The sequence below is a fragment of the Rhizobium sp. P1_E1 genome, assembly GCF_056406015.1.
Genome location: NZ_JBFUAY010000467.1, coordinates 1 through 1,644, shown reverse-complemented (window position 1 = coordinate 1,644; position 1,644 = coordinate 1). Strand labels below are relative to the sequence as shown.

Sequence of the window (1,644 nt, the reverse complement as noted above, 5' to 3'; positions counted from 1 at the left end):
GGCTCGATCTTGCGCGCGGCCTCGGCTGGTGTTTGCCGTTGGGAAGTGCCTCCTGTTGAGTTCTCTTCCTAAACGACTGATGAATCAGGAAGTTCCGGCAACGGCTAACACTGCCGACCAGGCTTTATCGAAATGGTGATCCGCGACCGGAATCAGTTTCCTAAGCAACAGGCGTAAGCCATTGAAAAATGATTCGTTTCAAGTCGGAACGAATCAGCTCGTCGAGTCTTGAGTCGCGACTCAGTGATTCGGGAGTGAAGGGTCATGGCGGGTGGTCATCGTGCTCAGTGGAAGGGCTTCCTCAAATTTAGCGAGGTGTCGTGCGGCGTCGCGCTCTACACCGCCGCTAGCACCTCGGAACGCATCACGTTCCACACGATCAACAGGTTAACTGGCAATCGCGTCAATCGCGTCTTCATCGACAGCGAGACCGAAGATCCTGTTCCGAAAGAAGCTCAGACGAAGGGCTTCGAGATCGAGAACGGCCGGTACATCATCATCGACCCCGAAGAAGTGGCCGCAGCGATCCCCGAGAGCAACAAGACGCTCGAGATCGAGGCATTCATTCCTTGCGCCGATGTCGACGACGTCTACTTCGACAAGCCCTACTATCTGACGCCCGACAAGATGGGCGGCGACGCCTTCGCCGCGTTGCGGGACGGAATGAAGAAGTCGAAGGTCGTGGCCATCGCCCGCACGGTCCTCTTCCGACGGATGCGCACGGTCCTGATCAGACCGCACGGCAAGGGTCTGATCGCAACGACGCTGAACTACGACTACGAGGTCCGCTCGTCTGCGAAGGCTTTCGAAGAAATGCCGAAGATGAAAATCGTGGGCGAGATGCTTGATCTCGCAAAGCACATCATCTCGACGAAGAAGGGCGAGTTCGATCCTGCGACCTTCGATGACCGCTATGAAGCCGCCGTGGCGGAACTGGTGAAGGCGAAGATCGAAGGTAAGGCGCTTCCGAAGCGCAAGGAAGTCAAGGTCTCGAAACCGAACGACCTTCTTGCCGCGCTTCGAGAGAGTGCCAGGATGGTGAAGGCCGCGGAGAGCAAGCCGAAGCGGACGGCCGCCAATGCCAACGCCGGTTCCAGCCGCGACAAGGCCCGTCGCGCCTCGGGCAAATCCGCGGCGGCGCCGGCCGCGCAGCGTAAAGCGAGCTGAGGAGACCAGCCATGCCGCGCCCCTACTGGAAAGGCTATCTYAAGCTGTCGCTGGTTACATGTCCCGTGGCAATGAGTCCGGCGACAAGCGACAGCGAAAAGGTTCGCTTCCACACGCTCAACAGGGAAACAGGAAATCGTGTCGTCTCACAGTACGTCGACTCGGTGACGGGCAAGCCGGTGAAGGACGAAAACGAAGCCAAGGGCTACGCCCGCGGCGAGAACGACTACGTCATTCTGACGGACGACGACCTCGACTCCGTGGCTCTTGATACGGTGAAGACCATCGACATCGACAAGTTCGTGCCGGCCGAGAGCATCGAATGGGTCTATCTCGAGAAGCCCCATTACCTTATGCCCGACGACCCGGTCGGACATGAAGCGTTTGCCGTCATTCGAGATGCGATGGCATCGGACAAAGTCGTCGGCGTCTCGAAGCTCGTAATCGGTCGTCGGGAGCGTGCGGTCGTTCTCGAAC

The 1,644-nt window shown here is 58.6% G+C and carries 2 protein-coding genes; both read left to right on the top strand.

Translation table 11 applies throughout. The annotated features are described in order from the left end of the window. Positions 1–264: 264 nt before the first annotated feature. Positions 265–1,167, top strand: a complete 903-nt coding sequence (gene ku / locus AC1D1Z_RS37170; protein ID WP_018245208.1) for a non-homologous end joining protein Ku — start codon at positions 265–267, stop codon at positions 1,165–1,167. A gap of 11 nt (positions 1,168–1,178) precedes the next feature. Further along, positions 1,179–1,644: non-homologous end joining protein Ku (gene ku / locus AC1D1Z_RS37165; protein WP_477853815.1), on the top strand; the 466-nt coding region annotated here is incomplete at its 3' end.